Origin of the sequence: Xanthobacter nonsaccharivorans (assembly GCF_043194755.2) — a bacterium.
In the GTDB taxonomy this organism is placed as follows: Bacteria; Pseudomonadota; Alphaproteobacteria; order Rhizobiales; family Xanthobacteraceae; genus Xanthobacter; species Xanthobacter autotrophicus_G.
The window spans coordinates 2,559,344-2,586,277 of record NZ_CM195526.1 but is presented as its reverse complement, the minus strand read 5'-3'; the positions used below and the strand labels follow the sequence as shown (position 1 = coordinate 2,586,277).

Sequence of the window (26,934 nt, the reverse complement as noted above, 5' to 3'; positions counted from 1 at the left end):
ACCAAAGAAAAAGCCTGCGCTTTGGGCGCAGGCTTTCCTGTTCGGGCCGGTGAGGGTTCAGCCTCGGCTCACAGCTCGCTGTAGGTGCCGTCCTTCCAGACATAGACCACATAGTCGAGCTTGGTGATGTCGCCCTTCTTGTCGAAGGAGAGCGGGCCGAGCACGGTCTTGAAGGTCATGCCGGAGTGGATCTTCTCCGCCACCTTCTTGGGGTCGAGGGACTTCGCCGCCTCGGCCGCCTGCTTGATCACCTGCACGGCGGCGTAGGAGTAGAGCACATAGCCTTCCGGATCGATGCCCTTGGCCTTGAAGGCGGCGACGATGTCCTTCGCGGCCGGGTTCTTGCGCGGATCGGGGCCGAAGGTGGTCAGGGTGCCGGTGGCGCCGTCGCCGGCGATGTTCCAGAACTCCTTGTCGATCATGCCGTCGCCGCCCATCAGGACGGTCTTCATGCCCTGGTCGCGCATCTGGCGCACGATGAGGCCGGCTTCCGGATAGAGGCCGCCGAAATAGACAAGGTCCGCGCCGGTCGCCTTGATCTTGGAGACGAGGGCCGAATAGTCCTTCTCCTTGGCGTTCACGCCTTCATAGAGGACTTCCTTCATGCCGCCGGCGTTGAGGGCCTTCTGGGTCTCGTCGGCAAGGCCCTTTCCGTAGGGCGTCTTGTCATGGACGATGGCGATCTTCTTGCCCTTGAAGTTCTTGATGATGTAGGCGCCGGCCACCGCGCCCTGCTGGTCGTCGCGACCGCAGGTGCGGACAGTGTTCCACATCTTGCGCTCGGTGAAGACGGGATTGGTGGAGGCGGGGCTGATCTGCAGAACGCCGGCCTCTTCATAGTCCAGGGAGGTGGGGATGGAGACGCCGGAATTGTAGTGGCCCACCACGAACTTGGCGCCGTCGGAGATGAGCTTGTTGGCGGCCGACTTGCCCTGCTCCGGCTTGCCGCCGTCGTCGCCGACAAGGAACTGCACCTTCTGGCCGAGGATGCCGCCCGCGGCATTGATGTCGGCGATGGCCTGCTCGGTGCCGTTCTTCAGCTGCGCGCCCACGGCGGCGAGGTCGCCGGTGATGGGGCCGGCGACGGCGATCTTCACCTGGGCCTGCGCCTGGGCGGCAACCACGAGGCTGGCGCCGAGAGCCAGCGACGCCATCAGTAGCTTCTTCATCCGTTCTTCTCCCCTTCTGCACCGGTGCCGACGTCGCGTCTGGCCCAGTGAATCCACAGGCGGCGCGCATTGTGCCGCAATTCAAGCGCGAGTCTACGCACCAGGCACGGCCGGCCCTTCGCTCATGCGTGGCTCCCGGCCATGCGGGCCACCGCAGCGGGGCGCGGGGCCGCCGGCTTCATCTTTCAGTCCCCGCGCTGGCCTTCCAGGACATGCGGCCGGACGGCTCGTACAGCCAGCCGTATTGCCGGGTCATCTGCCGCCGGCGCATGGCCCGAAAGCCAAGGGTGGCGATGGAGAAGAGCAGCGCGAACTCGGGCACCGTCTGCTTCAGGGCGAACAGCGTGTCCTCGAACAGGGCGAAGTGGCAGAAGCGCACGGCGGCCGCCAGCAGCAGGCCGTAGACGACGAGGTAGGAGTAAGGCTCCCAGCTGCGCGCCACCGCCTTGCCCGTGAGCCAGGCCGCGCCGCCGCCGAGCACCACCGTGACGATGATGAAATCCGCCGCCGACCGGCCGATTAGCAGGTCCGGGCGGACGAACAGCGACACCGCCAGCACGGCCAGCGCCACGAGCGGGCCCCACAGCATGGGGGAGGAGGGACGGCCGGGATCGGCGGAACGGTCCATCTCAGCGGCCTCCTTCCAGATAGGCCGCCCGCACCTCCGGCCGCGCCAGCAGCTCCGCGCCGGAGCCTGACATGGTGATCTGCCCGTTCACCATCACGTAGCCGCGGTGGGCGAGCTTCAGGGCGTGGAAGGCGTTCTGCTCCACCAGGAAGACGGTGAGCCCCTCGCTCTGGTTGAGGGTGCGGATGGCATCGAAGATCTGGCGCACCACCAGCGGCGCGAGGCCGAGGGAGGGCTCGTCCAGCAGCAGCAGGCGCGGCCGGCTCATGAGCGCGCGGGCGATGGACAGCATCTGCTGCTCGCCGCCGGACAGGGTGCCGCCGCGCTGGTCGATGCGCTCCCTGAGGCGCGGGAACATCTCGAACATGCGTTCGAGGTCCTGCTGGAAATGGGCATTGCCGATGGTGGTCGCGCCCATCTGCAGGTTCTCGTAGACGGTCATCCGCGGGAAGATGCGCCGGCCCTCCGGGGACTGGGCGATGTTGAGGCGCATGATCTCGTGGGTGGGCAAGCTGGTGATGTCACGCCCGGAAAAGATGATCCGCCCGTCGCGGGCGCGCGGGGTGCCGCAGATGGTCATCATCAGCGTGGACTTGCCGGCGCCGTTGGCGCCGATGAGGGTGACGATCTCCCCCTCGTTCACCTCGAGGTCCACCCCGCGCAGGGCGATGATGTTGCCGTAATAGGCCGTGACGCCGGACACCGACAGCAGGGGCGTGCCCTTGCGGGCGGTGTCCGCGCCCTTCGCGGGAGGGGCGAGGTCGAGCGTGCTCATGGCCTTGCCTCCGCGAGGGGGGCTTGGGCCTCCTCCTCGTCCACTCCGAGGTAGGAGGCGATCACGCGCGGGTCGTTGCGCACCTCCTCCGGCGTGCCGTCGGCGATCTTGCAGCCATATTCCAGCACGACCACGTGGTCCGATATCTCCATCACCACCGACATGTCGTGCTCGATGAGCAGGATGGATGTGGCGTGGTCGCGCCGGATGGACAGGAGCAGCTCATTGAGCGCCGCGGATTCGCGCGGGTTGAGGCCCGCCGCCGGCTCGTCGAGGCACAGCAGCACCGGCCGCGTGCACATGGCGCGCGCCACCTCCAGGCGTCGCTGGTCGCCATAGGGCAGGTCGCCGGCCGAATCGTCGGCGCGGGCGGCGAGGCCGATCTTGTGGAGCCAGTAGAGGGCGAGGTCCACGGCCGCCTTCTGCTTCACCTTCCAGGAGGGCAGGTTGAGCAGCGCGGCGGGGCTGAGCAGGCCGGAGGAGGCCAGCGACATGTGCTGCGCCACCAGGAGATTCTCCAGCACCGTCATGCCCGAGAACAGCCGGATGTTCTGGAAGGTCCGGGCGACGCGGGCCCAGGACGCCACCTTGTGGTCCGGCAGGCGCTCCAGGAGATAGAGCGTGCTCTCGCCCTGCCGCCCCCAGGCGAGCCCCGAGGCGGTGACCGCATCCACATCGCGGGGCGCGGCCGCGGCGCCGTGGAACAAGGCGAGGCGGCCGGAGCTGGGCTTGTAGAAGCCGGTGATGCAGTTGAAGACGGTGGTCTTGCCGGCGCCGTTGGGGCCGATCACCGCGGTCACCTCGCCGCGGCCGGCGCGGAACGACACGTCGTTGACCGCGATGAGGCCGCCGAAGCGCATGGACAGGTGGTCCACGGCGAGGATGCTGTCCTTGTCCCAGGAGCGGGCGGTGAGGGGGGCCGCCATCAGCCGTGGCCCTCCTTCACGTTCGCGGCCGAAACCGCCTTGCGCTGCTTCAGGAAGACGGTGGGCATGCGGCTGGAGACCAGCCCGCGTGGCCGCCACACCATCACCACCACCATGGCGAAGCCGAAGATGAGCATGCGGTAGAGCGAGGGATCGAAATCGGGCCCGAACAGGAAGCTCGCCTTGAGGAACGAGAGGTTCCGCAACAGCTCCATGCCGCCGATGAGCAGGATGGCGGCGCTGGCCACGCCGATCTGCGATCCCATGCCGCCGAGCACCACGATGGCGAGGATCACCGCCGATTCCATGAAGGTGAAGCTCTCCGGCGAGACGAACCGCACGCGCACGGCGAAGAAGGCACCGGCGAAGCCGCCGAACATGGCGCCGGTGGCGAAGGCCGTGAGCTTGGTGAGCGTGGTGTTGATGCCGAGGGAGCGGCAGGCGATCTCGTCCTCGCGCAGGGCTTCCCAGGCCCGGCCCACCGGCATCTTGCGCAGGCGGATGGTGACGAGGGCGGTGAGCACCGCGAGGCCCAGGATGACGAAATAGAGGAAGACGAAGCGGTGCATCGAATTGAATTCGAGCCCGTAGCGCGCCGCGAACCCGTCATCCGAGCTGGTGAAGGGCACGCCGAAGAAGGTGATCGGCGGAATGGAGGAGATGCCCGCGCCGCCGTTGGTCAGCGACACCCAGTTGATGAGCACGAGGCGGATGATCTCGCCGAAGGCTAGGGTGACGATGGCGAGATAGTCGCCCCGCAGCCGCAGCACCGGGAAGCCGAGGATCACGCCCCAGAAGGCCGCCAGCACGCCGGACACCGGCAGGCAGATCCAGAACGCCCATGCCGCCCAGAAGCCCTCGCCCAGCGCGCCGTCCATGAAGGTGTTCAGGGGCATGCTGGTGGAGAGCAAGGCGAAGGTGTAGGCGCCCACCGCGTAGAACGCCACGTAGCCGAGGTCGAGCAGGCCGGCGAGGCCCACCACGATGTTCAGCCCCCAGCCGAGCATCACGTAGGTGAGCACGTAGATGCCGAGGTCCACCCAGTAGCGGCTCTCGGAAAGCCCGCCCGCCAGGAGGATGGAGAGGAAGGGATAGGCGAGCGCGAAGGCGAAGAAGGCGGGCTTCAGGGCGGGGCCGAGCTTCGTCCCGGCGGCGGCGAGGGCCGCCGATGCGGCGCTGGTCCTGGTCCTGCGGCCAGGCCGCCACAACGTCAGCAGCAGGACGAGGCGCAGGCCCGCGACAAGGCCTGCCAGCACGGCCACCAGGCCGAAGCGGTAGGTGAGGACCAGCGGCCCGCTCGTCGATTCCGTCGCGCGGAAGCCCACCAGCGGCAGGAGCAGCAGGGCGGTGAGGACACCGCTGATGGCCGCATCCTCGATGGCCGCGACCACCGGTGACCGGGTGCGGGCCGGCGCGGGAGAGGGGAGGGGGGCCGGGATGGAGACCGGACCCGGGTCGATGATGTCCACATCCACGTCCACGTCGTGCACAGGCGGCATCAGACCTTCTCCACTTCCGGCCGGCCGAGGAGGCCCTGGGGCAGGAAGATGAGCGTGACGACGAGGATGGAGAAGGCGGCCACATCCTTGTATTCAATGGAGAAGTAGGCGGACCAGAAGGTCTCGATCAGGCCGATGAGCAGCCCTCCGAGCACCGCTCCGGGCAGCGAGCCGATGCCCCCGAGCACCGCCGCGGTGAAGGCCTTCACCCCGGGGACGAAGCCGTCCGAGAAATTCACGACGCCGTAGTACATGAGGTACATGACGCCGGCGACCGCCGCGAGCGCCGCGCCGATGACGAAGGTCAGCGAGATGGTGCGGTCCACGTTGATGCCGAGCAGCGCGGCCATCTTGCGGTCCTGCTCGCAGGCGCGCTGCGCCCGGCCGAGGGAGGTCTTCTGCACCAGGAACCAGAAGCCGCCCAGCAGCACCGCGGTGACCGCCATGATGATGATCTGCTTGTAGGCGAGCGTCACGGCATAGCCGTCGCGCTCCATCAGCACGATCACGTCCGTCACCATGGGGGGCAGCGGCTTGTTGCGCGGGCCCTGGGCCACCTGCACGAAGTTGGACAGGAAGATGGACATGCCGATGGCCGAGATCATCGGCGCGAGGCGGAACGAACCGCGCAGCGGCCGGTAGGCCACCCGCTCGATGCACCAGCTGACAAGCCCCGTGAACAGCATCGCCACCACCAAGGTGATGGCGAGGATGAGGAAGATGGAGCTCATCCCCAAGACGGTGGTCAGGAGCAGGACGCAGATGAGGCCGATGAAGGCGCTCACCATGAACACGTCGCCGTGGGCGAAGTTCACCATCCCGATGATGCCGAACACCATCGTGTAGCCGATGGCGATCAATCCGTAGATGGACCCGAGGGTCAATCCGTTTATGAGCTGCTGGACGAAGACTTCCATCCGCCGCCTGATCCCCTCTGTGCCCGCTGGCGCGCCTATTCTGTCACCGTGCCCGATGATTGTGCGCTGCCGTTGCAGAAAGTCATAACCCGCCCCGTCGGCGGAGACAATTGCGCCCTCCGGCCAGCCATCGGCCACCGGAGCCCTGTGGATTCCTCCTGGGAGCGCGCTTCACGCGCATGCGCCTTGCGGGCCCGCTCCAAACGCGCGCAGCATGGCAAAAACAAAGGGAGGAACGCCATGGCCCTCGAAATGAGCGGCAGCTACGACATCCCCGCCCCACGTGCGAAGGTGTGGGCGGCGCTGAACAATGCGGAGGTGCTGAAAGCCGCCATCCCCGGCTGCGAGGCGCTGGAGATGGTCTCCGATTCCGAGCTGAAGGCGGTGGTGGTCGCCAAGGTCGGGCCGGTGAAGGCAAAATTCAAGGGCACCGTCCTGCTCAGTGAGATGGAGCCGCCTGAAAGCTATCGGATTTCCGGGGAAGGCGAGGGCGGAATCGCCGGATTCGCCAAGGGAGGAGCGTCAGTAAGGTTGACCGAAACCGAAAGCGGGACCAAGCTTGATTATACCGCCGACGCTCAGATCGGCGGCAAGCTGGCTCAGCTCGGCCAAAGGCTGGTGGCTGGGACGGCGAGAAAGCTCGCCGACGAGTTCTTCAAGAACTTCGCCGAGGCGGTGGGAGAGGGAACGGCCGCGGGAGAGTGAGTCACACGCCTCACCTCACGGCTCATGTTGTCACGACTGAAGCTCGACCCATTTCTTGTTGCCCTCGCCTGCGCCGTCCTCCTTGCCCTTGCCTGGCCCAAGCCGGGCGTCACGGGGGGCCTGCTCCACGCCGACAAGGCGGCGAGCTGGGGGGTGGCGCTGATCTTCTTCCTCTACGGCGTGTCGCTCGCGCCGCGCCGGCTGCTGGAGAGCGCCACGCGCTGGAAGCTGCACCTCGTGGTGCAGCTGGCCACCTTCGTGCTGTTCCCGGCCGTGGTGGTGGGGGTGCTCGCCCTCGTTGGCGGACGGTTGCCGGAATCGCTGGGGGTGGGCTTCTTCTTCCTGGCGGCGCTGCCATCCACCGTGTCGTCCTCGGTGGCGATGACGTCGCTGGCGCGCGGCAACGTGCCGGTCGCCATCTTCAACGCGTCCATCTCCAGCCTCATCGGCGTGTTCGCCACACCGGTGCTGATGGCCTCCTACCTGAACTCGGTGGGCGGCGGGATGGACCTCGGCGCGGTGATCCTGAAGCTCATCATCCTCGTCGTCGTTCCGCTGGGCGCCGGACAGGCGCTGCGACCGCTGCTGCTCAAGGTGGTGGAGAAGCACCGCGCTCTGGTGCGGGCGGCGGACCGGGCGGTGATCCTCGCCATCGTCTACAACTCCTTCTGCGACAGCGTCGCCGCCGGCGTGTGGCAGGGGCAGAGCCCGCTGATTCTGGTGGAGGTCGTGGCCGGCGTCCTGCTGCTGTTCGCGCTGGTCTATGCGCTGGTGCAGGCCGCCTGCCGGCTGTTCGGCTTCGGCGAGGCGGACACCAGGGCGGTGGTGTTCTGTGCCTCCAAGAAGTCGCTGGCCACGGGCCTGCCCATGGCGCACGTGATGTTCGGGGCGGCGCCGGGCCTGTCGCTGATCATCACGCCGATCATGCTCTACCATTTCCTCCAACTGGTGATCGTCGGCATCATCGCCGGCCAGAGCGCGGCGCGGGCGGATGCCCTCGCCCGGCTGCAGGCCGAGGAGATGGAGCCTTCCCTCCTCGCCGAGGAGGAGGAAGACCTGCTGCCGGAGCCGGCGCGCACCCGGGCCTGAGGCCTGCGCGGCGGCGCGGGGCTTTTCCTCGTCGGTGGTAATGCCGAAGAGGCCCGCGCGCCTGCCTCATGGGCCTTCGGCCAAGCCTGCGCGGCGCGTGAGCGACCCACTTGGCATCGGTCGGAGACCGGGGCCGAGGGTTATCATCCGTCTTGACCGCGTCATGCGGTCGGTCTCTCATTGGAAAAATGAAAGAGACCGCCCGGTCGACGGGAGGACGCGGGGCCGAACCCCGCGCCTCATGGATCGCGACCAATCGCGGCGGCTCAGGGAGGAAAGGCATGACCGACGCCGCAACCGCGGTCCGCATTCCCGTCGCCATGACGGTGAACGGGAAGTCCGTTTCCGCCGAGATCGATCCCCGGACCCTGCTGGTGCAGTTCCTGCGCGAGACGCTGGACCTGACCGGAACCCATGTGGGGTGCGACACCAGCCAGTGCGGCGCCTGCGTCGTCCATGTGGGGGGCGAGGCGGTGAAATCCTGCACCATACTCGCCGTGCAGGCGGACGGCATGGCGGTGACCACCATCGAAGGCCTCGCCTCGGGCGGCAAGCTCCACCCCATGCAGGAAGCCTTCCGTGAAAATCACGGGCTCCAGTGCGGCTTCTGCACGCCAGGGATGATCATGAGCGCGGTGGATCTCGTCGCCCGCTTCGGACCGGACCTCGACGAGCAGACCATCCGCGAGAACCTTGACGGCAATCTGTGCCGCTGCACGGGCTATCACAATATCGTCAAGTCCATCGCCGCCGGTGCCCGGGCCATGGGCGGAGCGGGCGAAGGCGCGCACGCGGCCGAATAGGCCCGTTGCCGGCCGGGCATGCCCGGCGCACCGCCGCCCCTCTTCATATGGATCAAGGCCGTCCCCTCGGGAGGACTCCATGAACGCCAGCGTTTCCAGCTCCGTCACGCCCATCGGCGCCGCCGTCCGGCGCAAGGAAGACCACCGCTTCATCACCGGCAAGGGCCGCTACACGGACGATCTCGACCGTCCCGGCCAGGCCTATGCCTATTTCGTGCGCTCGCCTTATGCCCACGCCCGCATCCGCAGCCTCGACGCCACCGCCGCGAAGGCGATGCCGGGGGTGGTGGACATCCTCACGGGGCTGGACCTCGCCGCCGACGGCATCGGCGACCTCATCTGCGGCTGGATGATCCATTCCAAGGACGGCAGCCCCATGAAGATGGGCTCCCATCCGGCGCTGGCGAAGGACAAGGTGCGCTATGTGGGCGACCATGTGGCCGTGGTGATCGCCGAAACCCTCAACCAGGCGAAGGATGCCGCTCTGGCGGTGGAGGTGGAGTATGAGCTCCTGCCGGCCGTCGCCGATCTCGCCACGGCCCCGGATGCGGAGGCCGGCCAGATCCATGACTGCGCCCCGCGCAACACCGCCTTCGAATGGGAACTGGGCGACAAGGCCGCGACCGAGGCCGCCTTCGCCCGCGCCGCCAAGGTGACCACCCTCGACCTCGTCAACAACCGCCTCGCCCCGAACGCCATCGAGCCGCGCGCCGCCATCGGTGAATATGATTCCGGCGACGAGGCCTTCACCCTCTGGACCACCAGCCAGAACCCGCATGTGGCGCGACTGGTCCTGTCCGCTTTCGTCGGCATCGCCCCGGAGCACAAGCTGCGCGTGATCGCGCCGGATGTGGGCGGCGGCTTCGGCTCCAAGATCTTCATCTATGCGGAGGAGACCGTCTGCGTCTGGGCGGCGAGGAAGGTTGGCCGCCCGGTGAAGTGGACGGCGGATCGCTCGGAGGCGTTCCTGTCCGACGCCCATGGGCGCGACCATATCAGCCATGCCGAGCTGGCGCTGGACGAGGCGGGGAAGATCCTGGCGCTGCGGGTGCACACCCGCGCCAACATGGGCGCCTACCTCTCCACCTTCGCCTCCTCCATCCCGACCTATCTCTACGCGACGCTGCTGTCCGGGCAGTACGACATCCCCGCCATCTATTGCGAGGTGGACGCCATCTACACCACCACCGCCCCGGTGGACGCCTATCGCGGCGCCGGGCGGCCGGAGGCGACGTTCCTCCTGGAGCGCATCGTGGAGAAGGCGGCGCGCGAGCGGGGGGAGGATCCGGCGGAGTTCCGCCGGCGCAACTTCATCCGCACCTTCCCGCACCAGACTCCGGTGATCATGGCCTATGACGCGGGCGACTATGTCGCCTCCCTCGACAAGGCGCTGGAGTTGTCCGACTACAAGGGCTTTCCCGCCCGCCGGGCGGAGGCGGAGCGGCGTGGCAAGCTGCGCGGCATCGGGCTTTCCGCTTATATCGAGGCGTGCGGCATCGCGCCGTCGGCGGCGGTGGGGTCGCTGGGCGCCGGCGTCGGCCTGTGGGAGAGTGCCGAGGTGCGGGTGAACCCCACCGGCAACGTGGAGGTGCTCACCGGCTCCCACAGCCACGGCCAGGGGCACGAGACCACCTTCGCCCAGCTCGTGTCGGCCCGCCTCGGCATCCCCATCGACCAGGTGACGGTGGTGCACGGCGACACCGACAAGGTGCAGTTCGGCATGGGCACCTACGGCTCGCGCTCCGGCGCGGTGGGCATGTCGGCCATCTCCAAGGCCCTGGACAAGGTGGAGGCCAAGGCCAAAAAGATTGCCGCCCACATGCTGGAGGCCTCGGAAGGCGACATCGAGTTCAAGGACGGCAAGTTCACCGTCGCCGGCACCGACCGCTCGCTGGCCTTCGCCGAAGTGGCACTCAACGCTTATGTGGCGCACAAATTCCCCACCTCCGAGATCGAGCCGGGGCTGAAGGAAGGGGCGTTCTACGACCCCACCAATTTCACCTTCCCCGCCGGCTGCCACGTGTGCGAGGTGGAGGTGGATCCGGAGACCGGCGTCACCGAGGTTGTCAGCTTCGTGGCGGTGGACGATTTCGGCATCATCATCAACCCGATGATCGTCGAAGGGCAGGTGCACGGCGGCATTGCGCAGGGCATCGGCCAGGCGCTGCTCGAGGGCGTCACCTATGACGAGGACGGCCAGCTCGTGACCGGCTCCTACATGGACTACACCATGCCGCGGGCTGACAACCTTCCCTCGTTCAAGGTGGGGATGACGCAGACGCGCTGTCCCTCCAACCCCCTGGGAATCAAGGGTTGCGGGGAGGCCGGGGCCATCGGCTCGCCGCCTGCGGTCATCAATGCGCTCACCGATGCGCTCGGAACCGAAGACGTACCCATGCCGGCGACGCCCGCGAGGGTCTGGGCCATCGCCCAGGCGCGCGCGGCACGCCTGGCGGCGGAATAGGGAGGACGCGCCATGTTTGCCTTCGACTATCAGCGTCCCGCGCAGATCGCCGATGCGGTGGCGGCCCTCGCCGCCGATCCGGAGGCGAAGCCGCTCGCCGGCGGGCAGACGCTTCTGCCCACCCTGAAGCAGCGGCTCGCCCAGCCCTCCGCCCTGGTGGACCTGTCGCGGATTCCCGGCCTGTCCGGCATCTCCGCCATTCCGGAAGGTCTCTCCATCGGCGCCATGACACGCCATGCGGAGGTGGCGAGGTCGGCGCTCGTCCGCACGACCATTCCCGCCCTCGCGGATCTCGCCGGCATGATCGGCGACACGGCGGTGCGCAACCGGGGCACCCTTGGCGGCTCCCTCGCCAATGACGACCCCACCGCCGATTATCCCGCCGCGGTCCTCGCCCTCAACGCCACGGTGGTGACCGACCGCCGCTCCATCGCCGCGGACGATTTTTTCCGCGGCCTGTTCGAGACGGCGCTGAAGGAAGGCGAGATCATCACCCGGGTCGACTTCCCCAAGGTGGAGAAGGCGGCCTATGCGAAGTTCCGCAACCCTGCGTCCCGCTACGCCATGGCCGGCGTGTTCGTGGCGAAGACCGCGGCCGAGGTGCGGGTGGCGGTGACGGGGGCGGGGCAATCCGGTGTCTTCCTGTGGGAGGAGGCGGGCTCAGTCCTCACCTCGGATTTCTCGCCGCAGGCGGTGGCCGACCTCTCCCTCGATCCGTCCGACCTCATGAGCGACCTTCACGGCAGCGCCGAATATCGCGCGCAGCTGGTGAAGGTGATGGCGAAACGTGCGGTCGCGTCCATCGCCTGAGCCGGGCCGGCCCGTGCGTCCGGGGCGGGTTGCGACGCCGCGCCGGCTCGCGTGCGAGGGCGAGGCACGCTATGGGCGAACGGATGCGCCATCCGCTCGCGGGCGAAGGGGCGCGCCATCGGGGCACTATGAGCCGACAAGCCGAAAGCCGATTTCCCAAGGCGCGGGTGGACGCCCTGAGCGACGGCGTCTTCGCCTTCGCCATGACGTTGCTGGTGCTGGATATTCGGCTGCCGGACGATCTCGACATCTCGTCCGCAGCGGGCCTCTGGTCCCATCTCCTCTCGCTCCGGCACCAGACGCTGACCTACGTCATCAGCTTCTTCGTGCTCGGTGCCTTGTGGCGCGGCGGCATCGAGCTGCGGCCGACGGGGGATGCGGTGGGCGGGGGCGTGGTGCGGCTTGTGTTGCTCTTCCTCTTCTTCGTGACGATGGTGCCGTTCTCTTCGGGGCTCGTCGGGCGCTATGGGAATTTCGCGCCGGCGGTGCTCGTCTATGCGGCGAACATGGCGACGCTGGGCGCGCTCACCATCACCATGCGCTATCTCGACGTGATGCCGGGGCATCGTTCGTTCGCGGCCGCGGCCGGGCCGAAGCTGCCGCTCTTCATCGCCACGGCGGCGCTTGCGGCGCTGATCGCGCTGGTGGAGCCGCGCTACGCCATGTCCGCCTTCTTCCTCAATGCGCTCTCACGCCTGCCCGGCTGGCCGCGCGGCGGCTTCGGCGGGGCGGGCGGAAGTCCGCCCGAGGATGGCGCGCGGGCAACGAAACAGCCGTGATCCGCCCATGACGCAGGTGACGCTCCCCGCCTCCATCGACGCCACCGCCGCGCTGCTGCTGAAGGCCGGCTATGTGGCGGACCGGGCCCTCGCCACGGTGGTGTTCCTGGCCCTGCGCATGGGGCGCCCCCTGTTGCTGGAGGGGGAGGCAGGGGTCGGCAAGACGGAAGTCGCCAAGACGCTCGCCGCCGCGCTCGGCCGGCGCCTTATCCGCCTGCAATGCTACGAGGGGCTCGACCTCGCCGCCGCAGTCTATGAGTGGAACCATGCGGCGCAGATGATCGCCATCCGTCTCGCGGAGGCGGCCGGGGAGACCGACAAGGCCGCCATCGCCGCCGATATCTTCTCCGAGCGCTACCTGCTGCGCCGTCCGCTGCTGGAGGCGCTGGAACCGCAGCCGGAGGGGCCGCCGGTGCTGCTGGTGGACGAGCTCGACCGCACGGACGAGGCCTTCGAGGCCTTCCTGCTGGAGGTGCTGGCGGATCACCAGGTGACCATCCCGGAAGTGGGCACGGTGAGGGCCGTGGCCCCGCCCATCATCATCCTCACCTCCAATCGCACCCGCGAGATCCACGACGCGCTCAAGCGGCGGTGCCTCTACCATTGGGTGGATTATCCGGATGCCGCGCGCGAGCTCGCCATCCTGCGCGCGCGCCTTCCGGATGCGCCGGCGCGGCTCTCGGCGGAGGTGGTCGCCTTCGTGCAGGCCCTGCGGAAGGAAGACCTGTTCAAGCTGCCGGGCGTCGCCGAGACGCTGGACTGGGCTTCCGCGCTGGTGGAGCTGGACGCGGTGGCCCTCGATCCGGGGCTCGTGGGAGATACGCTCGGCGTGTTGCTGAAGTATCAGGACGACATCGCCCGGACCGATGCGCCACGCATCGAGCGCCTGATCGAGGAGGCGCGCCAGGCGGTGCGGGCGGCGGAATGAGGCTCCGATCCCTCCGGCCGCGTCATGCCTGAGGGGCATCTTTCCGAGAACATCGCCTATTTCGGCCGCGCCTTGCGGGCGGCGGGGCTTGCGGTGGGGCCGGGCCGGGTCCTCGATGCGGTGGAGGCCCTGCAGTCGGCGGGGGTTGGCTCGCACGAGGATTTCTACTGGACCCTCCACGCCGTCTTCGTCTCACGCCATGAGGACAGCGTGGTGTTCGACCATGCCTTCCGCCTGTTCTGGCGGCGGCGGGCGCACCAGGAAAAGCTCATGGCCCTGCTCTCGCCGGTGGCGGTGCCGGAGCGGGAGAAGAAGCGGGAGAGCGTGCTGCGCAGGGTGGAGGAGGCGCTGTTCTCCAACATCGGCACGCCGCGGGCGGCTGAGAAGCCGCGGGTGGAGGTGGAGGCGCGCCTTTCCGCGTCCCGCGAGGATGTGCTGCGCACCAAGGACTTCGCGCAGATGAGCGCCGCCGAACTGGCCGAGGCGCGCCGGCGCATCGCCACCCTGCGCATGCCGGATGACCGGGCCCACACCCGCCGCCTTGCCGCCGATCCTCGGGGGCGGAAGGTGGATTTCCGCGCCTCGCTGCGCGGCGCGCTCGCCACCGGGGGCGATCTGCTGTTGCTGAAGCGGGCGGGGCCGCGGCTTCGCCCGCCGCCCATCGTGGCGCTGGTGGATATCTCCGGCTCCATGGCCGACTATTCGCGGCCCATCCTGCATTTCCTGCACGCGCTGGGAGAGAAGCGGCGGGTTGCCGTCTTCCTCTTCGGCACGCGGCTCACGAACGTGACCCGCGCCCTGCGGCGGCGCGATCCGGATGCGGCGCTCGCGGCCGTGGCACAATCCGCGAAGGACTGGGCCGGCGGAACGCGCATCGCCTCCTCGCTTCACGCCTTCAACCGCGACTGGTCGCGGCGGGTGCTGGCACAAAATCCGGTGGTGCTGCTCTTCACCGATGGGCTGGAGCGCGAGGCGGACGCGGGCCTCGCCGCCGAGATGGCGCGCCTGCGTCGCTCCTGCCGCCGGCTGGTGTGGCTCAATCCGCTGCTGCGCTATGAGGGGTTCGAGCCGAAGGCGCAGGGCGTGAAGGCGATGCTGCCGCATGTGGACGACTTCCGCCCCGTGCACGACCTCAAGAGCCTCGAAAGCCTCGTGACGGCGCTGGGGGCGGATTATTCCTCCGCCGGCCGTTCCGCCGCATAGCGGGGGAGATCCGGGCCGAGGCCGGCGGTCATGTGCAGCGCGGATCGGCTCCAGATGTGGTGGGTGGGGCGCACCGCATCCGGCGCGTCGAGCGTGCCGACGGTGACGTCCACCTGCGCTTCCCGCGCCATGTCGAAGACGATGGGGCTGCCGCAGGCGCCGCAGAACCTCCGCTCGACGCCGGGCGAGGAGGCGTAGGCCCGCGGAGTGCCGGCGATCAGCTCGAAATCCTCCCGCGCCACCGTGACCCAGGGAATCGCTCCGGAGCCTGACGAGCGTCGGCACATGGTGCAATGGCACCAGTAGACGCTGTGGATGCGGCGGATGCGGTAGCGTAGCTGCCCGCACAAGCATCCGCCTTCCAGCTCAGGCTCCGCCATCACGATCACGCCGCGATGGAGAAGTCGGCCCAGACGGGCACGTGGTCGGAGGGCTTCTCCCAAGCCCGCACATGCTTGTCGACGCCGGTGGCGATCAGCTTGTCGGCGGCCTGTGGTGACAGCAGCAGATGGTCGATGCGGATGCCGAAGTCCCGCTGCCAGGCGCCGGCCTGGTAGTCCCAGAAGGTGAAGAGCCGCTCCGCATCGGTGCTGGCGCGCAGCGCATCGGTGAGGCCGAGGTTGGTGAGCGAGCGGAAGGCGGCCCGGGTGCGGGGCAGGAACAGGGCGTCCTTCACCCACGCGGCCGGTTCCGCGGCATCCCGCGGCTCGGGAATGACATTGAAGTCGCCGGCGAGCACCAGGGGCTCCTCCAGCTTCAGCCGGTCGGCGGCAAAGGCCTCCAGCCGCTGCATGAAACCAAGCTTGTAGGGGTATTTCTCCGTGTCCGGCGGGTTGCCGTTGGGCAGGTAGATGCAGGCGACGCGCACCACCGTGCCCTTCACCGACACCACCGCCTCGATGAAGCGGGCCTGTTCGTCCCCGTCGTCCCCGGCGAGGCCGTGGGTCACGTCCTCCAGCGGCAGGCGGGAGAGGACGGCGACGCCGTTGAAGGTCTTCTGGCCGTGGACCGTGACATTATAGCCCAGCGCCTCGAACGGCTCCTTCGGGAAGGCGTCGGTCTGGCACTTGATCTCCTGCAGGCAGACGATGTCCGGCCGGGTTTCGGAGAGCCAGCGCACCGCGTGGTCGAGACGCTGGCGGATGGAATTGACGTTCCAGGTGGCGATGCGCAAGGCGGCGGACTCCTCGGGGCCGGGCTTCTCGGCCGGGAGGATACGCCGCTACCGGCCGGAGGCAATGGTGCCCGCGCTCAAGCGCACCTTCTGTCCAAGGGTTGCGGCGGCGGCAAAAGAATGGCAGGAACGCCCTTTGTCCCTCAGCGGCGGCAGAGTGGTATGACGTTCGCGTCCATCGAGTTTCTGTTCTACTTCTTCCCCCTGTTCCTGGTGTCCTACTTCTCCGCGAAGCGCATCACGACGCGGAATTACATCTTCCTTGCCTTCTCACTCGTCTTCTACTCTGCCGGCTATACCCCGCATATCCTCATTCTTCTTGGCTCTGTAGCGGTCAACTTCTTCCTCGCCCGTGCCATCGAGGGGCGGGACGGCGCGGCGCGGCAGCGCGTGCTGGCCGGCGGGGTTGTGTTCAACCTGCTCCTGCTCGGGGTGTTCAAATACACCGGCTTCCTCGTTGAGAACCTCAACGCCCTGATCGAGCCCGCCGGTCTGGCCTTGCCATTGCCGAAGATCTCGCTGCCGCTGGGCATCTCCTTCTATTCTTTCCATGCGCTCTCGTACCTGGCGGACATCTACAAGCGGAAAGTCCACGCCAATCGCGATCCGGCGCAATTCGCGCTCTACATGTGCATGTTCCCGCAGCTCGTGGCCGGACCCATCGTGCGCTACGCCACGGTGGCGCGGCAGCTGTCGGAGCGGCGCGTCACCCTCGGCCGCTTCTCCGCCGGGGCCCGGCTGTTCGCCATCGGCCTCGCCTGGAAGGTGCTGATCGCCGATGAGGTGGCCCGCCTCGTGGACGGCGTGTTCGACACCACCACCCATCCCACCTTCGTGGAGGCGTGGCTGGGTCTTTATGCCTATACGGTGCAGATCTATTTCGATTTCGCCGGCTATTCCACCATGGCGGTGGGCCTCGGCGTGATGGTGGGCTTCGTGCTGCCGCGGAACTTCCGCCTGCCGTACACGGCTCATTCCATCACCGATTTCTGGCGGCGCTGGCACATGAGCCTTTCCGCCTTCCTGCGCGACTATCTCTACATTCCCCTCGGCGGAAACCGGCGGGGCGAGCTGCGGACCTACATCAATCTGTCCGCCGTCTTCCTCCTGTGCGGCCTGTGGCACGGGGCGAGCTGGAACTTCGTGATCTGGGGGGCGCACCACGGCGGCTTCCTCATCATCGAGCGCGCCTTCCTCGGCAAATGGCTGAAGCGGGCCCCCGGCGCCATCGCCCACCTCTATACGGTCATCGTCGTGATGTTCGGCTGGGTGTGGTTCAGGGCCGATACGCTCCCGGGCGCGCTGGACATGTTCCGCGGCCTGTTCGGGATGAACGGGTTCAGCCGCGCCTCCATGGCGCTGGGCTTCGGGCTCACGCCCCTGGCCATCACCGTGCTCATCATCGGCGGGCTCATCGGCTTCTTTCGCTGGCCGCGCTGGAAGACCCTGGTGGGCGAGGGGCGGCTGGCTGGGGTTGCGGACTACGCTCTGGTGGCCGCGCTGATGCTGGCCAGCATCGCCTGGGTGGGGGGCACGACCGCCACCCCCTTCCTGTATTACCGGTTCTGAGGGGGAGGACCCGAGCATGCTCTCCCGCCACCGCCGCTACATGGGCCTCATGGTCGCCGGACTGTTCGGCTTCCTTCTGGTTTCCAATGTGATCCCGGACCCGCTCGCCAGCATGGAATGGCGGGTGAAGGTGCCATCGGATTTCAGCTGGTCCCAGAAGCTGAACTATTGGTTCCGCAACATCGGCTCCCTCGTGCAGGACAATTTCGGCTTCCGCGCCACCCTCCCGGTGCTGAGGCGGGAGATGCGGGTGGTCCTGGAATCACCCGACAGCCGTCCTTTCTATGCGGGCCGCGGCGGACAGCTCTTCTGGGGCCGGGAACAGACGCCGCAGCAATCCTCCGGCGCCCTGGTGCGGGCGGAGAATGTGGAGCGCTTCGTCGATATGCTGGGCGAGATGCAGCGGGTGCTCGCGCCCAGAGGGACGCGCATAATCGTCGCCATCCCGCCCAATGCCCAGTCGGTGGAACTGGAGGCGCTGCCGGACTGGTCCGACGGACTGGCTTATCCCGTCACCGAATATGACCTGGCGCTGCAGGGCCTGAAGGCGCGGGGCGTGGCAACGGTGGACCTGCGCTCGGTGCTGCGCGAGATGCCTCGGCCGCGCTATCTCCTCACCGATACGCACTGGAACAACCAATCGTCCGTGGCCGCCTTCAATGCCGTCATGGCGGCGGCGGGCCATCCCGGTTGGCAGGTGGACCCGGCGAAGGTGGTCGGCCCCTTGCAGGACGCCCCCCGCGGCGACCTGCTGCGCAACATGCGCATGCCGCCGGAGGTGAAGGAGGAGAACTTCCGCCTTCAGATCGACGACCGGGGGGCAAAGCCGCGTTTCGACCCGTCGCTGAGGCACCATAACGAGCATATCGCCTTCAAGTCGGTGGTGCGGGACTTCGCCGCCACCGGCCCACGGGTGCTGATCATGGGGGATTCCTTCACCGCGGTGACGTGGCCGCGCCTGTTCGCGTACTCGGATGCGAGCCAGGTGGCATGGATGCACGCCTCGGCGAAGGTGACCGGCAATTGCGACTTCAACTTCGACGACGTGAAGCGCTTCGCGCCGGACCTCATCATCTACGCCCGGACGGAGCGCTTCTTCCCCTGCTACGGCGACGACTGGCCAACGGGCCTGCCCCGGCCCTGGACCCGGGCGGTCCCGCGCAACGTGGCGCCGTGAAGCCGCGGCCGGCGCGCCTCATGCTCCCGCAGCGGCTCGGCATCGGCCGGCGACGTGCGGACGCAGGCAAAAAGGCACGCCACCCGGACGCGCCGGATGGCGACGGCAGCTTCGGAACGGGCGCTTCGGCTCAGACGGCGAAGCTCGACCCGCAGCCGCACTTGGCGGTGGCCTGCGGGTTGCTGATCTTGAAGGCGGAGCCCATCAGGTCGGCCTTGTAGTCGAGCTGGGACCCCTTGATGTAGTCGAGCGAGATGCGGTCGACCACCACCTTGGCGCCTTCCTTCTCGATGACGAGGTCGTCCTCGCCCTGCTCGGTTGTCACATCGTACTTGTAGGAGAAGCCGGAGCATCCGCCGCCTTCCACGCTGAGGCGCAGGAACGTGCCGTCGGGCTCCGACGACAGGATCTGGCAGATGCGGCGGGCGGCGGCGTCGGTGACGGTGAAGTCCAGCTCCGCCGCGGTCAGGGCGTCGGGAGCTGGCGTCGGGGCGAGTGAGGTTTCCATGGTATCGACTTTACGAATTGAAGCTGGCAATGGCCCTGAAGGTAAGCCCAACGGGGCATGAATTAAAGGGTTGCACCGCAAAAAGAGCCGGCGGCCCGGTTCCGGAAGGGCACGGCTCCGCCGCAATCACGCTCTAGCCCGGCGTGCCGAAGGGCTTGGGGGAGGACGAGAGAATGGCGGTTTCCGGCGCAAGGCCGCGCGTTCCATGGGCCTGCGACGCGCTCGAGGTGCGCGGCCGGCTCGTGCCCGAGCCGGAGATGGCGCCTCGCAGCCCGTTCCGGCGCGATTGCGATCGCATCATTCATTCCACCGCCTTCCGCCGGCTGAAGCACAAGACCCAGGTCTTCGTGTTCAACGAGGGCGACCACTACCGCACCCGCCTCACCCATACGCTGGAGGTGGTGCAGGTGGCCCGTTCCATCGCGCGGGCGCTCGGGCTGGACGAGGATCTCGCCGAGGCGCTGGCGCTGGCGCACGATCTCGGCCACCCGCCCTTCGCCCATGCGGGAGAAAGGGCGCTGGACGCCTGCATGGCGGGGCAGGGGGGGTTCGACCACAATGCCCAGTCGCTCCGGGTGGTGACGCGGATCGAGCGCCGGTATGCGCAGTTCGATGGCCTCAACCTCACCTGGGAGACGCTGGAGGGCATCGCCAAGCACAACGGTCCGCTCACGGACCGGGATGGAAACGGCATCGGCCGCTACAGGGACGGGCTGCCCCACGCCATCTCCGTCCACTCCGCCTTGCAGGACCTGGAGCTGTGGAGCCACGCCTCCGCCGAGGCGCAGGTGGCGTCCATATCCGACGATATCGCCTACGACGTCCACGACTTCGACGACGGTTTGCGGGCCGGATTCTTCACCTTGGACGATATCAGCGAGATCCCCTTGATCGGCGAGGCCGTCGCCGAGGTGCGCGGGCGGTATCCCGGTCTCGGGGTCGCGCGGACGGCCAACGAGGTCTTCCGCAGGGTCATCACCCGCCTCATCGAGGACGTGGTGGCGGAGACCGACCGGCGGGCGGCGGCGGCCGGGGTCGCCTCTGCGGATGCGGTGCGCGCCCTCGGGGCGCCGCTGGCGGCCTTCTCGGACGAGATGCGGGAGAAGGAGCGGGCGGTGAAGGGCTTCCTCTTCCCCCGCATGTACCGGCACGAGCGGGTCAACCGCATCATGGCCGACGCCCAGCAGGTGGTGCGCGACCTCTATGGCCATTTCACCGCCCAGCCGCACGACATGCCGCAAAGCTGGACGGCCGATCTCGACCTTCTGGATCCCGAGCGGCTGGCGCGGCGGGTGGCGGATTATATCGCCGGGATGACCGACCGCTACGCCCTCGACCAGCACGCCCGCTTCTTTGACACGACGCCGGACTTGCGATAGGCGCCCCGGCAACCAACCCGATCGGACTCCCATTCATGAACGTCTACGCGATCTTCGCCGATCACGTGCGCGAAGCCGTCGCCGCCCTCGCCGCCGAGGGACAGGTTGCTGCAGGCCTCGACCTCTCCCGCGTGGTGGTGGAGCCGCCGCGCGATGCGAGCCACGGCGACCTTGCCACCAACGCCGCCATGGTCCTTTCCAAGGATGCGGGCATGAAGCCCCGCGACCTCGCCGAGCGGATCGCCGGCAAGCTCAAGGCGGTGGAGGGCGTTGCCAGGGTCGACGTGGCCGGTCCTGGCTTCATCAACATCGGCCTCGACGCCGCCTTCTGGCCGGCGGTGCTGGCCGCCGTGCTGCGGCACGGTACAGGGTTCGGCCGCTCGACCCTGGGGGCGGGCGAGAAGGTGAACGTGGAATACGTCTCCGCCAACCCCACCGGCCCCATGCACGTGGGCCACTGCCGGGGCGCGGTGTTCGGCGACGCCATGGCGCGGCTGCTGGCGTTCGCCGGCTTCGCGGTGACCAAGGAATATTACATCAACGACGCCGGCGCCCAGGTGGACGTGCTGGCCCGCTCCGCCTACCTGCGCTACCGCGAGGCGGTGACCGGCGAGAAGGCGGAGATACCGGAAGGGCTCTATCCGGGCGACTATCTGGTGCCCGTGGGCCAGGAGCTGGCGCAGGTGCACGGCGGCGAGTACATGAGCTCGCCCGAGAGCGAGTGGCTGCCCATCTTCCGCAGCTTCGCCATCGGCGCCATGATGGTGATGATCCGCGACGACCTCGCGGCCCTCGGCATTGAGTTCGACGTGTTCTTCTCCGAGCGTTCCCTGTCCGTCGGGGCGGTGGACCGGGTGGGCGCCACCATCGAGGCGCTGCGGGCCTCCGGCGAGGTCTATGAGGGCCGGCTGCCGCCGCCCAAGGGCGCGCCCATCGAGGATTGGGAGGATCGCGAGCAGACCCTGTTCCGCTCCACCGACTTCGGCGACGACGTGGACCGGCCGCTCAAGAAATCGGACGGCAGCTACACCTATTTCGCCGGCGACATCGCTTACCACAAGGACAAGGTGGACCGCGGCTTCCTCAAGATGATCGACGTCTGGGGCGCGGACCACGGCGGCTATGTGAAGCGCATGCAGGCGGCGGTGAAGGCGGTATCCGGCGGCCGGGCCAGCCTCGACGTGGAGCTGATCCAGCTGGTGCGCCTGTTCCGCAACGGCGAGCCGGTGCGCATGTCGAAGCGGGCGGGCTCCTTCGTCACCCTGCGCGACGTGGTGGACGAGGTGGGCCGCGATGCGGTGCGCTTCATGATGCTGTTCCGCAAGAATGACGCCCCGCTGGACTTCGATCTTGCCAAGGTGATCGAGCAGTCACGCGAGAATCCGGTGTTCTACGTGCAGTATGCGCATGCCCGGGCCAAGTCGATCCTGCGCAACGCGGCCGGCGAATTCGAGGACCTTCCGCAGGAGTCCGCCGCCTTTGCCGACGCGCCGCTGGCGCGACTCGACGATGAGGGCGAATTGACGCTGCTGCGCCGCCTCGCGTCCTGGCCGCGCCTTGTGGAGCAAGCCGCGGCGGCCCGCGAGCCGCACCGGATCTCCTTCTTCCTGCACGATTTGGCGGGCGAATTTCACGGTCAGTGGAACCGGGGAAAAGACTTGCCACATTTACGCTTCATTATCGAGAATGATCGAGAGTTGACTTCGGCTCGCTTGGCTTTGGTTCACGGCGTGGCCGCGGTCCTCGCCTCCGGTCTCAAGGTGCTGGGAGTCGAGGCCGTTGACGAGATGAAGTGATCGCTCGTCCCGTGGCCCCGGTAAGGGCGGTGCGGCCCGGAACGGGATGTCCGGATGGGGCGGACGACAACACATCGAGGCGACATGGGCGACGAAAGCAGGTTCCGCTACCGGCGTGATAATGGGGCCGTGGAGAGTGCGGTGCGCGCAAGCAACGCGCAGGCCTCCAGCGGCAAGGACGATGCCCTTGCCGAACTCGCCCGCCTCATCGGCGACGAGGAGCCTTACGACGACTATTCCGGCCCCAGCTCCCGGGCCGCATCCCCCGCCGCGCGCAGCCAGCTCCCGGCGCAGCGCCAGCCCGCGCAGGCTTATGGGCAAGCGCCGCAGGCCTACGGGCAGCCGCAGCGTGCTTATCCGGAAACCCCGCCGGCCTATCGCGGGACGGCGGATGGCTATGCCGATCCCCGTCAGGCGGCGCGCGCGCCGGTGCGCGGCGTGCAGGCAGCCCCGGCGCAGGCCTATGACGACGAGGACGACGACCAGGACGATTGGTCCGGCGCGCCGCAGCGCAGCTCGGTTCCCGCGCCTGTCCAGCGCTCTGCGCCGCCCGCCCGGACCGCGCCCGTCGCGCCGGTCGCTCCCCGTCAGGCCGCGCAGCCCGGTTACGGCGCGCAGCCGGACAGCACCGTTCGCCTGGGTTATGGCTCCCTGGCGCGGACCGCGCCCGCCCGCCCGGCTGCCGAGCCGCACTATGGGGACGAGGACGACGATTACGATCCCGCGCCGGCCCCGCAGGCTCAAGCGCAGGGCCGCTCCGCCGCCGCCAGCCGTCAGCCCGTCTATGACGAGCGCGCCTACGACACCCGTGGCCAGCAGCGCGGTCCCGCCCAGGACGCCTATGGACACGACGGCTATGACCGGGACGGTTATGACCGGGATGGCTACGACAAGGATGGCTATCCGCGTGGCCGCGGGCATCGCGACGACGATGACGAGGCGGCCTACGCCTACTCGGCCGAGCGCCGGGACGACGACGGCTACGACGATTACGACGATACCTATGATCCCGATTATGCCGAGGACGGCTACATGCCGCCCCACGGCGAGGAGGTCTACGACCAGGAACCCCGCCGCCGCAAAGGGCGGACGGCGCTGCTGCTGGGTGTCTCCATCCTCGGGCTGCTGGTAGCCGGCGCCGCCGGGGTGTTCGCGTACCAGATGGCGGTGGGCAAGCACACGGTTGCCGCGTCCAGCAACGGCGCTCCGCCGGTGATCAAGGCCGAGGCGGTGTCCACCAAGACCGTCACCGCCACGCCGGTCCAGTCGGCGGACGGCCAGCAGAAGCTGATCTATGATCGCCTGGGCGCTACCACCGCGGCCGGCAACGAGCGCGTGGTGCCCCGCGAGGAGCAGCCCGTGGACGTGACCGCCGCGGTGTCCAAGTCCGCCGCGACGACGCCCCCCGCAGCGGCCGCCGCCGTGCCTGCCGCGGCCGCGCCGGCCCCGGCGACGGCCAATCTCAACGAGCCGAAGAAGGTGCGCACCCTCAGCGTGCGCGCCGACAGCTTCCCCGGCGGGGGATCCCCGGTTTCCGCTTATGCGGCCAATCCCGGCCCCACCCTGCCGGATCCCGCGAGCGCGGTGGCGCCCGTCGCCAGCGCGACTCAGACGGCGAACGCGCTGCCGACCCCGGTCGCCAGCGGCGCCTTCACCGCCCAGGTCGCTTCCCAGCGCACCGAGGCGGATGCGCAGGGCTCCTGGAAGGCGCTCCAGCAGAGCTATCCGGACATCCTCGGCGGCTACAAGGTGAACGTGAAGAAGGTGGACCTTGGCGACAAGGGCATCTTCTATCGCGCCCAGGTGGGCCCCTTCGCCACGCGCGATCAGGCCAACCAGGTCTGCCAGGCGCTGCACGCCCGCGGCGGCAACTGCATCGTCTCGTCCAAGAACTGAGGTCCGGCCCGGCGCTTCGCCGGCCGATGGGCATCAATGAGAACGGCCACCGCGCGCTGCGGTGGCCGTTCTCATTTCACGCGGCCTTCAGCGGCACGCCGAGGCGCCCGGCGAGGTCCTGCACGAACTGGAAGGCCGTGCGGCCCGAGCGGGCACCGCGGGTGGTGGCCCATTCCAGCGCCTGCGGCCGCCACGCCTCCTCGGTCACCGGCAGGCCGTGGTGGGCCACATAGGCCGCCACCATGGCGAGGTATTCGTCCTGGCTGCACTTGTGGAAGCCCAGCCACAGGCCGAAACGGTCGGAGAGGGAGACCTTCTCCTCCACCGCCTCGCCGGGGTTGATGGCGGTGGAGCGCTCGTTCTCCATCATGTCGCGCGGCAAGAGGTGCCGGCGGTTGGAGGTGGCGTAGAAGATGACGTTGTCCGGCCGCCCCTCGATGCCGCCTTCCAGCACCGCCTTCAGCGACTTGTAGGAGGTGTCGTCCGCGTCGAAGGAAAGGTCGTCGCAGAAGACGATGAAGCGATGGCGGGAGGTGCGCGCCAGCCCCATCAGCACCGGCAGCGATTCGATGTCCTCGCGGTGGATCTCCACCAGCTTCAGGCGCGGGCCGTCCGCGGAGGCGAGGGCGCGGTTGACGCTGGCATGGGCCGCCTTCACCAGGGAGCTCTTGCCCATGCCGCGTGCGCCCCACAGCAAGGCATTGTTGGCCGGCAGGCCGCGGGCGAAGCGCTCGGTATTCTCCACCAGCTGGTCGCGGACCCGGTCAATGCCCTGCAGAAGGTCCATCTCCACCCGGTTCACCCGCGGCACGGGCTCGAAGCGGGCTGGCTCGGTCGCCCAGACGAACGCGTCAGCGGCATCGAAGTCGGGGGTCACCACCGCCGGGGGCGCAAGGCGCTCCAGCGCATCGGCAATGCGCACGAGAAGGGCGTGGGTGGCGTCGGCGGTCGGGGTCGTGGTCTGGTCTGGCATCTTCTTCCTCCCGCGGGCGGGATAGGGCGGCGCGCGCATGCCCGCAAGGCATCGGTGCGCGTTGCCGGGTAGGGAGCCATGCGTGGATCGCATGCGCGCATGGCCGGTGCTCCGGTGCCGTAATACGGCCGCAACTTCTGCCCACCATCCGGCACAGACCCTCCGGGGCCGGGCGCTTCCCGGCCTTCGCCGTTCTCCAGCCCGATCCGCCGAAGGATGTCGATGAAGCCCCGCACCGCGCTCCTGCTGCCCCTGCTGCTCGCCGCCGCCCTGCCGGCCCGCGCCGATGGCACGGCCAAGAGCTCCCTGAATGCCGACGGCACCACCTCGCTGACCTATTCCAGCAATCTGGATGCGGTCGGCACCGTGTTCGGCATGGACCTCTCGGCCGCAGCCGCCAGCGCGGCGCCCGCCGTCTCCTCCGGCGCGGGCGACCTCGGCGGCACCGCTTATGCGCGGATGTCCCTGCAGAGCCTGCCCGACTGGATGCTGTGGCAGAAGGGCACCGTGAACCTCTCCGTCAATCCGTCGGATGCCCAGAGCAAGGTCGCCACCACCTTCTCCCGCACGGTGCCCATCGGCGCCGGCCTCGCCGCGACGGTGGCGGACACCTACACGGTGGCCACCGGCAGCGACGCCTGGGAAACCGACAAGTCCGTGAGCCTGAACCTCACCGACATGGGCACCAGCCTCTCCGTCATCGCCAAGGCGACGCAGGAGACACGCAGCTTCCTGCCCACACTCAGCGCGCAGCAGAAGGTGCTCGGCGATCTCAGCGTGACCACCGCGCTCACCGATACCGGCTCCAGCCTCGCCAAGAGCATCACCGCGGGCTTTTCCCACCGCTGGTGACGACGCCGGGGCTCATGCCATCGGCCCCCCGGTCGAGGCCGTGCGGGTGTCAGCCGTGGACGGCCGCGTAGAGGAAGCGCGCGGCGATCACCATGAGGAAGACGCCGAAGGCGATTTCCAGGTGCCGCCGGCTCATCCGGTGGGCCAGCCGCGCCCCATAGGGGGCGACGAAGGCGGCCACCGGCGCGATGCACAGGAAGCCGATCACCGAGACGTAGCCGATGGACAAGGGCGGCAGCTGCGACAGATGCGGCCAGCCGGCGATGGCGTAGCCGATCACTCCCGGTATGGGGATGATGATGCCGATGCCGGCGGAGGTGGCCACCGCCGCATGGATCGACACGCCGTAGAGCAGCAGGATGTTGGTGGAGATGCCGCCGCCGGAGATGCCCACCAGCGACGAGGCGAGGCCGATGAAGAATCCGTAGCCGCGCATGGCTCCGGGGCCGGGCAGGTGGTCGGCCACGGTCATGTCGTTGCGGCCGATCAGGCTCTTCAGGCCCAGCAGGCCCACCACCAGCACGAAGGCGATCTGCAGCACCCGCCCCGGCGCCACGGCGGCGATGGCGCTGCCGGTGAGGATGCCGACGATGGCCGGCACCCGCCAGGTGCGGACCACCCCCGGCAGCACCGCCCCCTTCGCCACATGGGCGCGATGGGAGGTCATGGCGGTGGGGATGATGATGGCGAGCGAGGTGCCGACGCACAGCTGCATCCGCACCGAGGTATCGACGCCGATCATGCCAAATACTTCATAGAGGACCGGCACGATCACGCCGCCGCCGCCCACCCCGAACAGCCCGGCGATGAGGCCCGTGAGCACGCCCCCGGCCACGAGGGTGGTGAGCAGGAAGGCGATGTCGCCGGCGGAAGCGGACTGCAGCATGGGAAGGGCCGGAACCTGCGCTGGAAATG

Annotated in this window: 25 protein-coding genes; 14 read left to right on the top strand and 11 right to left on the bottom strand. The window is 68.5% G+C overall.

Annotation, left to right across the window (positions count from 1 at the left end; translation table 11 throughout):
* Nucleotides 1-68 precede the first annotated feature (68 nt).
* The 6 genes from V5F59_RS11885 to V5F59_RS11860 form a co-directional block, all read right to left on the bottom strand.
* Nucleotides 69-1,169 (bottom strand): branched-chain amino acid ABC transporter substrate-binding protein, encoded by a 1,101-nt coding sequence (locus V5F59_RS11885; protein ID WP_393977603.1) that lies wholly within the window; start codon nucleotides 1,167-1,169, stop codon nucleotides 69-71.
* A gap of 178 nt (nucleotides 1,170-1,347) precedes the next feature.
* Nucleotides 1,348-1,797: a DUF6867 family protein gene (locus V5F59_RS11880; RefSeq protein ID WP_393977601.1), complete on the bottom strand. Its 450-nt coding sequence runs from the start codon at nucleotides 1,795-1,797 to the stop codon at nucleotides 1,348-1,350.
* A 1-nt stretch (nucleotide 1,798) separates the two neighbouring features.
* On the bottom strand, nucleotides 1,799-2,572 hold the full coding sequence (locus V5F59_RS11875; protein ID WP_393977599.1) for an ABC transporter ATP-binding protein: 774 nt from the start codon (nucleotides 2,570-2,572) through the stop codon (nucleotides 1,799-1,801).
* Nucleotides 2,569-3,498 (bottom strand): ABC transporter ATP-binding protein, encoded by a 930-nt coding sequence (locus V5F59_RS11870; protein ID WP_393977597.1) that lies wholly within the window; start codon nucleotides 3,496-3,498, stop codon nucleotides 2,569-2,571. Before V5F59_RS11870 ends, V5F59_RS11875 begins: the two co-directional genes overlap by 4 nt.
* Nucleotides 3,498-4,997, bottom strand: coding sequence for a high-affinity branched-chain amino acid ABC transporter permease LivM (gene livM, locus V5F59_RS11865; RefSeq protein ID WP_393977595.1), 1,500 nt, complete (start codon nucleotides 4,995-4,997; stop codon nucleotides 3,498-3,500). The genes V5F59_RS11870 and livM overlap by 1 nt, the downstream gene beginning before the upstream one ends.
* Nucleotides 4,997-5,914, bottom strand: coding sequence for an ABC transporter permease subunit (locus V5F59_RS11860; RefSeq protein WP_393977593.1), 918 nt, complete (start codon nucleotides 5,912-5,914; stop codon nucleotides 4,997-4,999). Before V5F59_RS11860 ends, livM begins: the two co-directional genes overlap by 1 nt.
* 240 nt (nucleotides 5,915-6,154) lie before the next feature.
* Here V5F59_RS11860 and V5F59_RS11855 point away from each other — a divergent pair, with 240 nt between their 5' ends.
* The 8 genes from V5F59_RS11855 to V5F59_RS11820 all read left to right on the top strand — a co-directional run bounded on the left by V5F59_RS11855 (nucleotide 6,155) and on the right by V5F59_RS11820 (nucleotide 14,695).
* Nucleotides 6,155-6,619: an SRPBCC family protein gene (locus V5F59_RS11855; RefSeq protein ID WP_393977591.1), complete on the top strand. Its 465-nt coding sequence runs from the start codon at nucleotides 6,155-6,157 to the stop codon at nucleotides 6,617-6,619.
* A 24-nt stretch (nucleotides 6,620-6,643) separates the two neighbouring features.
* Nucleotides 6,644-7,708: a bile acid:sodium symporter family protein gene (locus V5F59_RS11850; protein ID WP_393977589.1), complete on the top strand. Its 1,065-nt coding sequence runs from the start codon at nucleotides 6,644-6,646 to the stop codon at nucleotides 7,706-7,708.
* 281 nt (nucleotides 7,709-7,989) lie between these two features.
* The gene (locus V5F59_RS11845; RefSeq protein WP_393977587.1) at nucleotides 7,990-8,511 is read left to right on the top strand and encodes a (2Fe-2S)-binding protein; all 522 of its coding nucleotides are present in this window, start codon (nucleotides 7,990-7,992) and stop codon (nucleotides 8,509-8,511) included.
* A gap of 79 nt (nucleotides 8,512-8,590) precedes the next feature.
* Complete coding sequence (locus tag V5F59_RS11840) at nucleotides 8,591-10,975, top strand: xanthine dehydrogenase family protein molybdopterin-binding subunit (RefSeq protein WP_393977585.1); 2,385 nt, start codon at nucleotides 8,591-8,593, stop codon at nucleotides 10,973-10,975.
* 12 nt (nucleotides 10,976-10,987) lie between these two features.
* Nucleotides 10,988-11,785: an FAD binding domain-containing protein gene (locus tag V5F59_RS11835; protein WP_393977583.1), complete on the top strand. Its 798-nt coding sequence runs from the start codon at nucleotides 10,988-10,990 to the stop codon at nucleotides 11,783-11,785.
* A gap of 167 nt (nucleotides 11,786-11,952) precedes the next feature.
* Nucleotides 11,953-12,564: a TMEM175 family protein gene (locus tag V5F59_RS11830; protein ID WP_393977581.1), complete on the top strand. Its 612-nt coding sequence runs from the start codon at nucleotides 11,953-11,955 to the stop codon at nucleotides 12,562-12,564.
* 7 nt (nucleotides 12,565-12,571) lie between these two features.
* Nucleotides 12,572-13,492 carry an AAA family ATPase gene (locus V5F59_RS11825; RefSeq protein ID WP_393977579.1) on the top strand — a complete coding sequence of 307 codons (921 nt, stop codon included), beginning with the start codon at nucleotides 12,572-12,574 and terminating at the stop codon, nucleotides 13,490-13,492.
* 24 nt (nucleotides 13,493-13,516) lie between these two features.
* Nucleotides 13,517-14,695 (top strand): vWA domain-containing protein, encoded by a 1,179-nt coding sequence (locus V5F59_RS11820; RefSeq protein WP_393977577.1) that lies wholly within the window; start codon nucleotides 13,517-13,519, stop codon nucleotides 14,693-14,695.
* Here V5F59_RS11820 and V5F59_RS11815 read toward each other — a convergent pair.
* Both V5F59_RS11815 and xth read right to left on the bottom strand, forming a co-directional pair.
* Nucleotides 14,665-15,075: a GFA family protein gene (locus V5F59_RS11815; protein ID WP_393977575.1), complete on the bottom strand. Its 411-nt coding sequence runs from the start codon at nucleotides 15,073-15,075 to the stop codon at nucleotides 14,665-14,667. The genes V5F59_RS11820 and V5F59_RS11815 overlap by 31 nt on opposite strands.
* Nucleotides 15,076-15,080: 5 nt before the next feature.
* Nucleotides 15,081-15,869, bottom strand: a complete 789-nt coding sequence (xth, locus tag V5F59_RS11810; RefSeq protein WP_393977573.1) for an exodeoxyribonuclease III — start codon at nucleotides 15,867-15,869, stop codon at nucleotides 15,081-15,083.
* 162 nt (nucleotides 15,870-16,031) lie between these two features.
* On the opposite strand from xth, the gene V5F59_RS11805 reads away from it, so the two are divergent.
* A complete protein-coding gene (locus tag V5F59_RS11805; RefSeq protein WP_393977571.1) occupies nucleotides 16,032-17,438 on the top strand; it encodes an MBOAT family O-acyltransferase in 1,407 nt (468 codons plus the stop codon).
* A gap of 16 nt (nucleotides 17,439-17,454) precedes the next feature.
* Nucleotides 17,455-18,615, top strand: a complete 1,161-nt coding sequence (locus V5F59_RS11800) for an alginate O-acetyltransferase AlgX-related protein (RefSeq protein WP_393977569.1) — start codon at nucleotides 17,455-17,457, stop codon at nucleotides 18,613-18,615.
* Nucleotides 18,616-18,745: 130 nt separating this feature from the next.
* Here V5F59_RS11800 and erpA read toward each other — a convergent pair whose 3' ends face one another.
* A complete protein-coding gene (gene erpA, locus V5F59_RS11795; protein WP_393977567.1) occupies nucleotides 18,746-19,123 on the bottom strand; it encodes an iron-sulfur cluster insertion protein ErpA in 378 nt (125 codons plus the stop codon).
* A 173-nt stretch (nucleotides 19,124-19,296) separates the two neighbouring features.
* Between erpA and V5F59_RS11790 the strand changes: the two genes are divergently transcribed.
* From V5F59_RS11790 to V5F59_RS11780, 3 genes are all read left to right on the top strand, one after another.
* Nucleotides 19,297-20,502, top strand: a complete 1,206-nt coding sequence (locus tag V5F59_RS11790; protein WP_393977565.1) for a deoxyguanosinetriphosphate triphosphohydrolase — start codon at nucleotides 19,297-19,299, stop codon at nucleotides 20,500-20,502.
* 35 nt (nucleotides 20,503-20,537) lie between these two features.
* Nucleotides 20,538-22,298: an arginine--tRNA ligase gene (gene argS / locus V5F59_RS11785; protein WP_393977563.1), complete on the top strand. Its 1,761-nt coding sequence runs from the start codon at nucleotides 20,538-20,540 to the stop codon at nucleotides 22,296-22,298.
* Nucleotides 22,299-22,439: 141 nt separating this feature from the next.
* Nucleotides 22,440-24,194, top strand: a complete 1,755-nt coding sequence (locus tag V5F59_RS11780) for an SPOR domain-containing protein (protein ID WP_393977561.1) — start codon at nucleotides 22,440-22,442, stop codon at nucleotides 24,192-24,194.
* A gap of 76 nt (nucleotides 24,195-24,270) precedes the next feature.
* On the opposite strand, the gene V5F59_RS11775 is transcribed toward V5F59_RS11780, so the two are convergent.
* Complete coding sequence (locus V5F59_RS11775) at nucleotides 24,271-25,167, bottom strand: ATP-binding protein (RefSeq protein ID WP_393977559.1); 897 nt, start codon at nucleotides 25,165-25,167, stop codon at nucleotides 24,271-24,273.
* 222 nt (nucleotides 25,168-25,389) lie between these two features.
* Between V5F59_RS11775 and V5F59_RS11770 the strand changes: the two genes are divergently transcribed.
* Nucleotides 25,390-26,019 carry a hypothetical protein gene (locus V5F59_RS11770; protein WP_393977557.1) on the top strand — a complete coding sequence of 210 codons (630 nt, stop codon included), beginning with the start codon at nucleotides 25,390-25,392 and terminating at the stop codon, nucleotides 26,017-26,019.
* A 49-nt stretch (nucleotides 26,020-26,068) separates the two neighbouring features.
* On the opposite strand, the gene V5F59_RS11765 is transcribed toward V5F59_RS11770, so the two are convergent.
* Nucleotides 26,069-26,905 (bottom strand): sulfite exporter TauE/SafE family protein, encoded by an 837-nt coding sequence (locus V5F59_RS11765; RefSeq protein WP_393977555.1) that lies wholly within the window; start codon nucleotides 26,903-26,905, stop codon nucleotides 26,069-26,071.
* Between the last annotated feature and the right edge of the window lie 29 nt (nucleotides 26,906-26,934).